Here is an 11,845-nt window from a genome sequence, read left to right as displayed (position 1 = left end):
TATTTATAAATCGTTCGCTGCAGTACTAATCGGAGGATAAAAATGAATAAAATTTTAATTATAGAAGACGAACTAATCATCAGGGAGGAATTGACGATCCTGTTAAAAAATGCGGGATACCTGGTGGAAGCAGTTCTTGAATTTCAAAACTGTGTGGTGGATATAAAAAGATACAAACCGGACCTGATCCTGCTGGATATCAACCTTCCGGAGCAGGATGGTTTTCGTTTATGTTCTTCCATCCGCAGTTTTTCTTCGGTTCCCATCATTTTTATTACCGGCAGAGACACCGCTTTCGATGAGCTGCAGGCGTTGACTCTTGGTGGTGATGATTACATTACGAAACCATATAATATTCCCATACTTCTGGCGCGGATTAATCTGCTGCTTCGAAGAACGGGGGGCACAAGTGCCCCAATGGAATTCATCGAATATAAAGAAGTGAGGTTATTTCCCATATCTGCATTTATTCAGTATAAAGATCAGAAAGTGGAACTATCGAAGACGGAATTGAAAATACTCTATTATCTCTTTACAAACAGCCAGAAAGTTGTTTCGCGTTTGGAGTTAATCGAATATTTATGGGATAATGAAATCCATATAGATGATAATACTTTAAGTGTGAATATGACAAGAATCAGGGACAAGCTTACACAGATTAGCGTGAATGATCTTATTCAGACAAAAAGAGGAATGGGGTACAAAGTTTGAAAGGCCAGCTTGCGCTATTCAGGGGGGATCAGTATGAAATTAAAAGATTATCTTTCGGACAGATCGGGCGCATTGCTTTTAAATGCTGCCTGCATTTGTGGTCTGTCCATATTTTTGTATATGATCGGAAATGGCATTGGGGAGATAATGGTAATCATAATGTTATGGCTGATCATATTGTTTTTTTACTTGCTTCCGGATTACAGATACCGGAAGAAATATTATGAGGAGTTAATATCGCTGTCGGATGCGTTGGAACAGAAATACCTTACTGCTGAAATAGCGAAGGTTCCTGTTTCAAGAGAAGGCGGTGTCTATTTCCGGATTATGAAAAATGCAATGAAGTCCATGGCGGATGAAGTATCCCGGGCACAGCGTGAAAATGAAGAGTACCGGGATTTTATTGAAAAATGGATACATGAAATAAAGGTACCGATTACAGGAACAAAACTAATATGTGAGAACCATAAGACGGACCAGTCAAGGAAAATTCTATCCCAGGTAGAGCAGATTGAAACAGATGTGGAAAGAGTGCTCTATTATGCCAGAATGGGAAATGTCGAAAAGGATTATATGATCAAAGAAGTGAGCTTAAAGTCAGCAGTTCAAAATGTGCTTGCCAGAAACAAGCAGCTGTTGATTTCAAACCATGTTGCTGTAAATGCAGAGCAGGTAAATCTCGCGGTATATACGGATCAGAAATGGGTCGAGTTTATCATTAATCAAATTATCATTAATTGCATCAAATACGGAAAGCAGGATTCTCTACAGATCGATATATTGGCAAAACAGATTGAGCAGGGTGTATCGCTTACGATCCGGGACAATGGAATAGGGATTAAAGAAAGTGAGCAGAGCCGTATATTTGATAAAGGATTTACAGGCAGCAATGGCAGGGCGAACCATAATTCTACCGGGATTGGGCTATATCTGTGCAGGGAATTGAGCAAAAAACTGGGAATAGAGATTTCAGCCATGTCTGTTTCGGGGGAGTATACGGCTATCAGGCTTTTCTTTCCAAAAGGAAATTATATTCAGGGGCAGTGATGGTTTGTTTTCTTTCAAATTTGTAAGTTAAAATAAAGCTTCCTGTATACAACAGAGGGGAAAATACTGCTACAATGACAGCATTCCGGAGTAAGTTTCAAAGATGATTCGGGAAAAAAGCGAAAAGGAGTAAGTATATGTTGTTGCAGGTGGAATATATCGAAAAATATTATGGTACGAAAACGAATATTACTAAGGCTTTAAATAAGGTCAGCTTTTGTGTGGAAAAAGGTGAATTTATAAGTATAATGGGGGCTTCCGGTTCCGGAAAAACGACACTGCTCAATTGTATTTCTACCATTGATACGGTAACATCGGGTAAAATCCTGTTAGACGGGGATGACATTACGACAATTAAAGAAGAGGAAATCACAGCCTTTCGCAGGGATAATCTGGGGTTTATTTTTCAGGAGTATAATCTGCTGGACACCCTGACAATTGAGGAAAATATAGCTTTGCCCCTGACGATAAAAGGGATGAAGCCTAAAGAAATTACCAGAAGTGTCATGGAAATCGCAGGGAAGCTGCAGATTGAGGATATTCTGCCTAAATTCCCGTATCAGGTATCCGGTGGACAGCGGCAGCGATGTGCATGTGCAAGAGCTGTTGTTACCAGGCCGAAACTGATATTGGCTGACGAGCCTACCGGTTCACTGGATTCTAAATCGGCATTCAGGCTGTTGGAGGTGATGGAAGAGTTAAACCGGGATTTGACAGCCACTATTCTCATGGTTACCCACGATGCTTTCTCAGCCAGTTATGCAAACCGTATTTTATTTTTAAAAGATGGAAAGATCTTCAATGAAATATGGAAAGGTGAGAAAACGCGTTCAAAATTCTATCATGAAATTCTGGATGTGCTCTCCTTATTGGGAGGTGATGTTCCATGCTAAAACAACTGTCCATAAGGAATGCAAAGCGGCAGGCAAGGGAGTACATGATTTATTTCATTACAATTACCTGCACCGTTTCTTTCATGTATGGTTTTAATGCGCTTATTTTTTCAGATATTGTTGCCAGTCTGCCTGAACTTGAAATTTTATTTTACATGATAATTACGATTTCCCTCCTGATTGTTTTTATACTGGGATGGCTGGTTCATTACATGACTAATTTTATGTTAAAGAAGCGGAGTAAAGAGTTAAGTACCTATATGATACTGGGTATTTCCAATAAAAATATTTCCAAATTATTTTTTAAAGAAAATTTTCTGATCTGCGGAGTGGCATTTGTTTGCGGCACTTTATTTGGATACCTGATTTCTGAAATCCTGAAAATTATAATCTTAAATTTATTTGGTATAGATTATCAGTTCTCTATTTCATTTTCCATACCGGCAATTGCACTGACAGGCTTGTATTTTCTGATGATTTTTATTTTCGCACTCTGGAAAAACGGCAGATCTATCCGGAAAATGAAGTTGTACGATTTGCTTTATTATGAGAAAAGAAATGAGAATACCAGTTTGGAAAAAACCGGCTGGATGGCTGTGGTTTTTGTAATATCACTTGTTTTCGGCGCGGGCGGAATTGGTTTATTTATGTATATGCCCCTTGGGAAAGGGTATGATGTCTTGCTGGGAATGGTATTAATCGTACTTTTTCTGTTTGGTTTTTTCCAGAGTGTTCCCGGGTTTCTTGCAAAGGTATTCGGCAGCAGGGAAAATATAAAATACAGCAAAAACAGGCTTTTTTTACTCCGTTCTTTTACTTCTAAGATAGCATCCCTAAGTATGACACTGTGCATGATATCTGTACTCTTTACACTGGCACTGACTGCTATGGGCGTTGCAGTTTCCGTAAATGAGATAGCCGGCAGATCGATAGAGTTGAATGTGTTTGATATTGTAATTCTCAGTAAAAACCCAAACAGTGATTTTTCCGGTTACCGCAGCAGAATAGAAGAGACTGTACCGGTGGAAGCAGATCATTTATATTATATCTATCATAATGAGGATCAGACATTTCGGGATATCCGGGCTAAGGCTGCTGCCAGTTACAGCGATCTGCCGCAAGAGATATATGTGGAATACCAATATGATACTTACATGAAATACAGCGACTACCGTGCGTTGTGCAGAATGCTTGCCATAGATGTTCCTCAGATAAAAGAAAATGAATATATCATACATTGCGTTCCGGCACTGCAAGATGCTTACAGCGAATACATGCATCGTCAGGTTGTCATGAATGGTAAAACGATGGAGTTAAACAGCATTAACACAGCACCTTTTAACCAGGCAGATTCTTATGGTAACGGTATGGATTTTATTATTGTCGTACCGGATGAAATGGCGGATAAACTGCCTGTGATATACCAGGTATATACGGCGCAGACCTTCGAACCGGTCAGCAGTATAGCGTTAGAAAATTTGTGTGCACAGGATGAACGCCTGGAGATTCTAGACAGGAATTTAATGGTGTCCAGCAGTGATATGGGTGCTTATGGTACAAGTATACCGGATTCCGGCAAAGACTATATATCCGGAAGATCGGCATTTAAGAAGAATTATGCGGATGTCTATTCGATCATGATAGCGCTTTTTTATCTGGCGCTTATATTTGTCATCACAGGTGCTACGATTTTAGTAACTCAGATTCTCAGTGATTGCGGAAAACATAAAAAGCAATATGATATATTAAGGCATATTGGTATGAGCACTCAGACAGTAAATCAAACTGTAAATAAGCAGCTGGCTGCATTTTTTCTCCTGCCGGTGATTCCGGCTGTTGTGATCAGCAGCAGTCTGGTGTTCATTTCCATGAATATTATGCAGCCTCAGTCCTATATTTTTCCTGTTTTTGAGGGGTATGGATGGATTTGGGGAGCGATAGCCAGTGCAGTGGGCTTGCTTTTTATATTATATGGTATTTACTTTATTGCAGTTTGTAAAAATTATAAGAAGAGTATTATTTGAAGATGAGCAAAAGATGTAATCAGATAAATGTAGAAGATAAATGCAGAAGATGAATGCGTAATAAGAATGAACGCAGAGGAAAGCATGAGAAGATAAAGCAGAAGTTGAGTATAAAAGGTTGAATAAAAGACATATATGAGAAAAAGTATCAATATAGATATTGTAAAAAACAGCAGCCATGGTATGATATTATATATGTAAGAAAAAAGGCAGGGGGTACACATGAACCGGAATGATAAAAATACAGATTGCAAATTGACCGGGAAGCAGTATGAATATTTGCAGGTATTACATAAACATTTACTGAATAAGGAAAGACCGGGACTGCGAAGACTGGGAGAAGAGCTTTCGGTAAATGCTTCGACTTTATCACGTTTTTATGGGGAGTGCGTTTCTAAGAGTATACTGACAGAGGAATATGAATTTACCCCGTTTGGGGAAGATTTACTAAAGGATTACCGCTGCAAGCTGGCTGAGATCAGTTTATGGCTGCAAAAAGAAGGCATGGATTCCATCCGGGCAGAAGATCAGGCCAGGTGTATCATAGAAGCATGCAGCGAGGATGTGGTACAGATTTTAAGAAGACTTGGAATATTACATAGAGCCTGCGATTCCCTGAAGGCAAGTGATAAGCACGTACAGACTTTTAATGGCAGAAAACTAAGTGATTATTTAGCCGTGGGTGATTATGACATTTCCTTTACCTTCTATCGGGAAAAAGACCGCATACCAGGCAGGATTTCAATGGCTAATCAGGCATTTCGGCACCCGGGAAACATGATCTGCAGAAAGAGGGACGGATATCTGGAGCTAACCGCGCTGGATGTGGAGATGCCCGTATCCCATATGGCAGACGTGTCTCTCAGAGGACGGATGCAGACTATGAAGTACAGCGAAGACGGAATCTGTAAGCTGGCGCGTATTAAGAATAACAAGGTACGGATTCCTTTGTCTGCCATTACTTTTACTTATATTCAGGAGAGCAATATCCTACAGGGAACGGTACTTCTGACCATGACCTGCAATGAAGAAGAGGCCGGGATGCCGGAAAGTACGGCAATATTGGTGCTATATATATAATATAAATTGATAAAATTTATCATTAATTTATGAAGTGTTGCACTGGCACAACGATTAGGTATAGAAATTATCAGCAATTTTCGGATTCATACCACAACGTTGCGCATGTGCAACACTTTTTTATTCACATTGACAGTTTCCGTTTCGTAATATATAACTATAGCGTAGATAAGTTAGCTGTTGCTAATTCGGAAAGCATTTATCCGTTAAAAGATCAGAAAAAGGAAGGAAGGCGTATATGAAAAAGAATCCATTTAAATTACTGTGGCTGATACTGGCTTTTCTAAGCTTGGGAATTGGAGCAATCGGGGTGGTATTGCCAATTCTGCCCACCACGCCGTTTTTGTTAGTATCTTCATTTTGTTTTGCAAAGGGGTCGAAGCGGTTTCATTACTGGTTTATGAATACCGGACTTTATAGAAAGCACCTGGATAGCTTTGTCCGTAACCGGGCTATGACACTGAAGACAAAACTCTTTATCCTGCTGCCGGTATCGGCGATGCTGACCCTTGCATTTTTTATGATGCACAATATTCCAGGACGGGTGGTAATCGTGCTGCTTGTGTTGTTTAAGTATTATTATTTCTTTTTTCGGATTGCAACAATACCAGGTGGTAAGAAAAATGTGGAATATGCAGCAGACAGAACGGAGTTAACAGATTAATATGGCAGCAGAACGTAGTAAGGGAGAGTTAAAGCGTCTCCAGGAACAAGAAACAGTCAGCATGATGATCCAATTATATTGCAGGAAAAACCATAATAGTAATCAAAATAAAAAACAGGATAACAACCGGAAGGAATTATGTCCGGAATGCAGGAATTTACTTGCTTATGCTGAAAAAAAAATTCAAAGATGTCCTTTTATGGAGAATAAGACGTTTTGCAGCAACTGCCGGGTACATTGTTACCAGTCAGAAATGCGGGAAAAGATTCGGGAAGTGATGCGGTTTTCCGGTCCCAGAATGCTTTTTTATCACCCGTTTATGGCAATACACCATATGTGGTGTACCCTGAAAGAAAAAAAGAAGGAGGCAAAACGCCATGATTAAAACAAGATTAGTCGGCTTGCTGGCTGATTCTAAAAAATATATAATACAGAATGTTTTGTGGCAATGGGTGGCTCTGATTGCAAATATATCAGCAGCTGCGACAGTTGGAAATTTAATTGAAAAAACATATCGGGGGATGCTGGGAACGGAGCTTTTGGCAGTCAGTGCCTGCATCCTGGCGGTATCTGTTTTGATACGGTTTGGCTGTGACAGGCTTGCTGCAAAAGCATCCTTCCTTGCAAGCCGGGATGTAAAAATTACAATCAGGGAGAAAATTTACGAAAAACTGCTGCGATTGGGAGCTTCCTATAAGGAAAAAATCTCTACAGCAGAGGTTGTCCAGGTATCAGTAGAAGGTGTGGAGCAGTTAGAGATCTATTTTGGTAAATACCTGCCCCAGCTTTTTTACAGCCTTCTTGCACCGCTGACTTTATTTGCAGTGTTATCATTTATCAGTTTAAAAGCATGTATTGTGCTGCTTATCTGCGTTCCGCTGATTCCTGCATCCATTATGGGAGTACAGAAGTTTGCAAAAAAGCTTCTGAATAAATACTGGGGATCTTATACAGAACTTGGAGACAGCTTTCTGGAAAATCTACAGGGTCTTACCACACTTAAGATTTATCAGGCTGACGGGAAAAAAGCGGAAGAAATGGATAAAGAGTCCGAACAGTTCCGACGAGTAACCATGCGTGTATTAACCATGCAGCTGAATTCCATCAGTGTTATGGATTTGGTGGCTTACGGAGGAGCAGCGATTGGTATGATCGTTGCAGTCCGAGAATATATAGCAGGAAATATTGGGTTGGCAGGTACTGTTACGCTGATTCTTCTGGCAGCGGAATTCTTTATTCCCCTCCGTGTACTGGGGTCTTTCTTTCATATTGCTATGAACGGAATGGCAGCCAGTGATAAGATGTTCCGCCTTTTGGATCTGCAGGAAACGAAAAACGGGCAAGAGGAGGTACCGAAGCAAAATCATACGATCAGATTTAAAGATGCGGGATTTTGTTATGACAGCGAACGTAAGATTTTAGATCATGTTAATCTTACGATTTCCAAGGGAAGTATTGTTTCGCTGGTAGGCAACTCAGGATGCGGCAAGAGTACGCTGGCGGCGATCCTGACCAGCAGGAACAAAGGCTATGAAGGCAGTATTACCATTGGAGGAAAAGAACTTTCGGACATTTCAGAGGCCAGCCTTATGTCACATATTACCATGGTTGGGCAGAATAGTTATTTATTTAAAGGTACCGTTGAGGAGAATCTGGCGATGGGGAATCCTTCTGCATCTAAAGAACAGATGGATCAGGTATTAAAGGATGTGGATTTATATGAATTTTTATATGCCGGTCAGGGACTGAATACACAGCTTCAGGAAAAGGCGTCCAACCTTTCCGGAGGACAGCAGCAGAGATTGGCATTGGCCAGAGCATTACTGCATGATTCGGAAATCTATATATTTGATGAAGCGACTTCCAATATTGATGTTGAAAGTGAAGAACGGATTATGTCAGTCATCTATGGACTGGCGGGACACAAAACGGTTCTTCTGATTTCCCACCGCCTGCAAAATGTAGTTTCCTCGGATTACATCTATGTACTGCAGAATGGGAAAATAGCAGAATCGGGATCTCATGAGAATTTACTCGGCAATGCCGGTGTTTATGCAAAACTTTATGAAAATCAACAGCAGTTGGAACAATACAGACAGAAGGAAGGAGCAGAATATGCATCGTAGAAGTGGAATTAAAATTATGGGAAAATTGATCGGTCTGATCAAACCATTAATGCATGTGATGGCTGCGGCAATCCTGCTTGGTGTTGTGGGATATCTGTTTGCAATATTTCTGACTATACTGGCAGGCGTGGGGATCCTGCATGGTTTGGGTGAAAAGAATCTGTTGTCTTTAACAGTTACCTTTGGCCTGCTTATTGCGTTTGCCATCTGCAGGGGAATTCTCCACTATGGGGAACAGGCTTGTAATCATTACATTGCATTTAAATTACTGGCAATTATCCGTCACAAAGTATTTTCTGCACTTAGAAAACTGGCTCCGGCGAAACTGGAAGGCAAGGATAAAGGAAATCTGATTTCTATTATCACCAGTGATATAGAGTTGCTGGAAGTGTTTTATGCACACACGATTTCTCCAATCGCCATTGCATTTTTAACCTCCCTGTTTATGGCATGCTTTATTGGATATTTTTATCTTCCGGCTGGAATACTGGCACTGGTGGGCTACCTTATCGTAGGGGTTTGGCTTCCGCTTTGGAATTCAAAACGTGGTTCTTCCAAAGGAATGAAATACCGCAATGATTTGGGAGAAATGAACAGTTTCGTTCTGGATAATCTTCGGGGGCTTCACGAGACCATTCAATATGGATGCGGAAATGAACAAAAGAAGCGTATGCGGGAACAATCGGAGAGATTATCCGGGGAACAGGAAGAATTACAGAAAATGGAGGGCGGTTCCAGAGCTGCTACTAATCTGGTGATCCTTCTATTTTCCTTCAGTATGCTGTTCTTAATGTTGTATGCATATACTGCGGGATACAGCAATTTTACCGGCGTAATTATCTGTACCATTGCCATGATGGGATCATTTGGACCTACTGCGGCACTATCAAGCCTTTCCAATAATCTGAACCAGACATTGGCAAGCGGTGAGCGGGTTTTATCTCTTTTAGAGGAGGAGCCTGAGATCAAAGAGGTTACCGGAAAAGCAGCAACCGGATTTTCCAGTGTATGCTGCAAACAGGTTTCCTTTGCATATGGAAAAGAAGAAATATTGAAGGATTATTCCCTGAAAATGAAGGAAGGGGAAATCATCGGAATTTTTGGAAAAAGCGGTTCCGGTAAATCAACACTTTTAAAATTACTGATGCGTTTCTTTGATGTGCAAAAGGGCAGTGTTAAAATTTCAGATAAAAATGTCAGGGATATTAATACCTCTGATTTGAGAAATATGGAAAGCTATGTAACGCAGGAAACCTATCTCTTCCATGATTCTATTGCAGCGAACATTGCAGTTGCCAACCCCAATGCCAGCAGAGAGGAGATCATGCAGGCCGCAAAGAAAGCTTCCATTCATGAATTTATAGAAAAGCTGCCAAAAGGGTATGACACACCGGTTGGAGAGCTTGGAGATACGCTGTCCGGAGGGGAACGGCAGAGAATTGGAATTGCAAGAGCATTTCTGCACAACGCGCCATTTATTTTACTGGATGAACCTACCAGCAGCCTGGACAGCCTGAATGAAGGGATTGTACTGAAATCCTTGCAGGAAGCCTGCAGAGAGAGGACTGTACTGCTTGTATCCCACAGGCAGTCTACCATGAATATTACGGACAGGGTGTATCATATGACAGGAGACAGAGCGTCCTGATATATAAGAGAAGATAAAAACCGGACCATCCCATGACAGATTGGTTTGCTTTTATCTTCTTTTATCAATAAAGCGTGATAATGTTTATTGGTGATGACTGGAATGAAAAGCTAAGCATTTTGTAAATTCATTATGCTAATCTAATTATTTTACTTTGCAAGCCATTTACCAGGTCTTTTATCAGAAGATGAATGCCGTAAAAAAATAACACGATACTTGTAAACATAATTATCACTCCTTTTACCTGTTTTTGAGTGCAAAAATGGGAGGGAGCTATTCCCTCCCGAAGCTGCATCTTAATTACAACTTATTTTCCTGTTCTTGTTTTGCTTCGCTGATCCCGGTATGCGAATCCTTTTTATTATCAAAATCGCATTTCCGGCAGCGGTTTCCGTGGCAGCCGGGATGTTTGGGACAATCCATACCTTCGTAGAATTCAGGACGTTCTGTGTCTTCGGTAAAACCTTCTGAGGCTTCTTCCAGATGTCCCGGATGTTTTGGGTATCCAGAATAATCCGGTCGTCCCTCAAAATTTGTCCTGTGAATGTGTTTATCGGCAATAGGATTGCCGAAGTCCTGTGGTCTGCCGAAATTACGTTCCTGTCCACGCGGATGGTCATGAGGATGTCCCTGCTGCTGGCAATATGGATAGTCATGCGGATGATCATGCGGATGTCTCTGCTGCTGGCAATATGGATGGTCATGCGGATATCCCTGCTGCTGATCATGCGGATGGTCATGAGGATGTCCCTGCTGCTGATCATACGGATGGTTATGAGGATGTCCATGAGGATGATCAAGAGGACGATTCCCATGATGTCCGTGGTCATGTTCCGGAATACCCATTTCTTCAAAGGTTTTTTCTAATGCATTGATGAGCCGTTCCAGATAATCACTCAACATTGCCTGTTCTTCATCGCTCAGGCAAGAGAAGATTTGGTTTACATCATCTTGTTTTCCGCCCAGCTCTTCAGCCGCTTTTGATCCATCATCCGTGAGTCTGATATTCATTACACGACGGTCTTTTTCTGAGGGAGTACGTGTAATATACCCATTTCGCTCCAATTTTCCTAAAAGTTCTCCAAGTGACTGATTCCGCATATCCAATAAATATCCGAGTTCCTTTTGCGTGATCTCAGGCTGTAGTTTCAAGAGGGAGAGTACGCGGCCCTGTCCCTTATGAGGGCTTGAGAAAGGACCGAAGTTTCGGAAGTATGCCCCCTGATATCGGTGCAGCAATGCATCTGCTCTTGTAAATAGTTCCATTAGATCTTTTATTTGATCGTTCATATTGGTGTTCTCCTTTCTGTATCTGATTGTGTATTTGAAAAAACAAAGGTACCTTGATTTATATAATACAGGTACCTTTCTAATTTGTCAACATGTTTTTGAAAAAAAGTAAGGTACCTGTATAAATTATAATGAATCAACTGAATTGTATTTATTGTATACAATATTATTACGTGGAAACGGTTGGCAAAGTAAGTTATATAATGTTAAAATAAATTATAAAGTGATTAACCAAAACGGTTAATTCATACTTAGCAGTGATTTATCGCAGAAGCTGTCTGGTTATGCGCAGAAATTGCTTGGTTATGCATATAAACTATTTGGTTATGCACAGTGAAGCCATATAATTAAAACTTGCAGAA

General features: G+C 40.7%; 10 protein-coding genes. 9 read left to right on the top strand and 1 reads right to left on the bottom strand.

Going from position 1 to position 11,845, the window contains the following annotated elements; genetic code table 11:
• The first annotated feature begins 42 nt into the window (after nt 1-42).
• From CD03_RS0100475 to cydC, 9 genes are all read left to right on the top strand, one after another.
• Complete coding sequence (locus tag CD03_RS0100475; RefSeq protein ID WP_044288799.1) at nt 43-711, top strand: response regulator transcription factor; 669 nt, start codon at nt 43-45, stop codon at nt 709-711.
• Nucleotides 712-744: 33 nt separating this feature from the next.
• Nucleotides 745-1,758, top strand: coding sequence for a sensor histidine kinase (locus CD03_RS0100470; protein WP_027291957.1), 1,014 nt, complete (start codon nt 745-747; stop codon nt 1,756-1,758).
• Nucleotides 1,759-1,895: 137 nt separating this feature from the next.
• A complete protein-coding gene (locus CD03_RS0100465) occupies nt 1,896-2,651 on the top strand; it encodes an ABC transporter ATP-binding protein (RefSeq protein WP_027291956.1) in 756 nt (251 codons plus the stop codon).
• A complete protein-coding gene (locus CD03_RS0100460) occupies nt 2,645-4,675 on the top strand; it encodes an FtsX-like permease family protein (RefSeq protein ID WP_027291955.1) in 2,031 nt (676 codons plus the stop codon). Before CD03_RS0100465 ends, CD03_RS0100460 begins: the two co-directional genes overlap by 7 nt.
• A 222-nt stretch (nt 4,676-4,897) precedes the next feature.
• On the top strand, nt 4,898-5,755 hold the full coding sequence (locus CD03_RS0100455; protein WP_027291954.1) for a hypothetical protein: 858 nt from the start codon (nt 4,898-4,900) through the stop codon (nt 5,753-5,755).
• A 238-nt stretch (nt 5,756-5,993) separates the two neighbouring features.
• Nucleotides 5,994-6,419 (top strand): YbaN family protein, encoded by a 426-nt coding sequence (locus CD03_RS31790; protein WP_044288798.1) that lies wholly within the window; start codon nt 5,994-5,996, stop codon nt 6,417-6,419.
• 1 nt (nt 6,420) lies between these two features.
• Nucleotides 6,421-6,804, top strand: a complete 384-nt coding sequence (locus CD03_RS0100445; RefSeq protein ID WP_044288797.1) for a nitrous oxide-stimulated promoter family protein — start codon at nt 6,421-6,423, stop codon at nt 6,802-6,804.
• Nucleotides 6,797-8,545, top strand: coding sequence for an ABC transporter ATP-binding protein/permease (locus CD03_RS0100440; protein WP_027291952.1), 1,749 nt, complete (start codon nt 6,797-6,799; stop codon nt 8,543-8,545). Before CD03_RS0100445 ends, CD03_RS0100440 begins: the two co-directional genes overlap by 8 nt.
• Nucleotides 8,535-10,193, top strand: a complete 1,659-nt coding sequence (gene cydC / locus CD03_RS0100435) for a thiol reductant ABC exporter subunit CydC (protein WP_027291951.1) — start codon at nt 8,535-8,537, stop codon at nt 10,191-10,193. The genes CD03_RS0100440 and cydC overlap by 11 nt, the downstream gene beginning before the upstream one ends.
• A 300-nt stretch (nt 10,194-10,493) precedes the next feature.
• Here cydC and CD03_RS35580 read toward each other — a convergent pair whose 3' ends face one another.
• Complete coding sequence (locus CD03_RS35580; RefSeq protein ID WP_052377595.1) at nt 10,494-11,483, bottom strand: MarR family transcriptional regulator; 990 nt, start codon at nt 11,481-11,483, stop codon at nt 10,494-10,496.
• Nucleotides 11,484-11,845: the final 362 nt, after the last annotated feature.

The sequence above is a fragment of the Robinsoniella sp. KNHs210 genome (assembly GCF_000686105.1).
GTDB classification, from domain to species: domain Bacteria; phylum Bacillota; class Clostridia; order Lachnospirales; family Lachnospiraceae; genus Robinsoniella; species Robinsoniella peoriensis.
The sequence above is the reverse complement of the archived record's forward strand: the minus strand, read 5'-3'. Positions and strand labels throughout refer to the sequence as shown.

Coding starts and splice junctions, on each gene's coding strand:
- CD03_RS0100475 (WP_044288799.1), top strand. CDS start 43: ATGAATAAAATTTTAATTATAGAAGACGAACTAATCATCAGGGAGGAA.
- CD03_RS0100470 (WP_027291957.1), top strand. CDS start 745: ATGAAATTAAAAGATTATCTTTCGGACAGATCGGGCGCATTGCTTTTA.
- CD03_RS0100465 (WP_027291956.1), top strand. CDS start 1,896: ATGTTGTTGCAGGTGGAATATATCGAAAAATATTATGGTACGAAAACG.
- CD03_RS0100460 (WP_027291955.1), top strand. CDS start 2,645: ATGCTAAAACAACTGTCCATAAGGAATGCAAAGCGGCAGGCAAGGGAG.
- CD03_RS0100455 (WP_027291954.1), top strand. CDS start 4,898: ATGAACCGGAATGATAAAAATACAGATTGCAAATTGACCGGGAAGCAG.
- CD03_RS31790 (WP_044288798.1), top strand. CDS start 5,994: ATGAAAAAGAATCCATTTAAATTACTGTGGCTGATACTGGCTTTTCTA.
- CD03_RS0100445 (WP_044288797.1), top strand. CDS start 6,421: ATGGCAGCAGAACGTAGTAAGGGAGAGTTAAAGCGTCTCCAGGAACAA.
- CD03_RS0100440 (WP_027291952.1), top strand. CDS start 6,797: ATGATTAAAACAAGATTAGTCGGCTTGCTGGCTGATTCTAAAAAATAT.
- cydC (WP_027291951.1), top strand. CDS start 8,535: ATGCATCGTAGAAGTGGAATTAAAATTATGGGAAAATTGATCGGTCTG.
- CD03_RS35580 (WP_052377595.1), bottom strand. CDS start 11,483: ATGAACGATCAAATAAAAGATCTAATGGAACTATTTACAAGAGCAGAT.